The sequence below is a fragment of the Hymenobacter sp. UV11 genome (assembly GCF_004684095.1).
Classification (GTDB): Bacteria; Bacteroidota; Bacteroidia; order Cytophagales; family Hymenobacteraceae; genus Hymenobacter.
Genome location: NZ_SRII01000069.1, coordinates 1 through 491, shown reverse-complemented (window position 1 = coordinate 491; position 491 = coordinate 1). Strand labels below are relative to the sequence as shown.

Here is a 491-nt window from a genome sequence, read left to right as displayed (position 1 = left end):
ACGCGTAGGCGGCGGGTGCCGTAGCGGCGCTGGTGGTCGTCAAACACGTCGACCAGGGCCGTTTCCCAGGCCGGTTCCGCGGGGGCTACTACGCCCGCCACCGCCCCTTTTCGCCACGCGTAGTAGCGGCTGGGCACCACCCCGAGGGCCTGGCAAAGCAGCTGCACCGGATAGTGAACGCGCTGCTGGTCAATAAACTGTAGCTGACTCACGGGGTCAGGGTGGTCGAGAAGATGGCGATGGCTTTTTTTAAAATCTCCAGCTCCTGCGCCAGGCGTTTGTTGGCCTGCCGCAGGGCGCGCACTTCGGCGGCCTCGGTCGGGTCCGCGGGCAAGGGTTGCTGGGCCGCTTTCTGCCAAGCATAGAGTCGTTTGGGGTCAATGTTCAACGCACGGGCGGCGGCCAGCGTGGAGCGGCTTTCGCTAGCTAAACGCAGGGCTTCGGCGCGGAAGGCCGCATCATACCGCGGCCGTTTCGTGGGAGGGGCTTTT

The 491-nt window shown here is 65.4% G+C and carries 1 protein-coding gene and 1 pseudogene; both read right to left on the bottom strand.

Features of this window, described 5'->3' with window-relative positions:
• A pseudogene (locus tag E4631_RS25730) lies at window positions 1-212 on the bottom strand (hypothetical protein); the annotation flags it as partial.
• A partial coding sequence (locus tag E4631_RS25725; RefSeq protein ID WP_166647985.1) for a transposase occupies window positions 209-491 on the bottom strand: 283 nt, incomplete at its 5' end. The gene E4631_RS25725 and the pseudogene E4631_RS25730, both read right to left, overlap by 4 nt.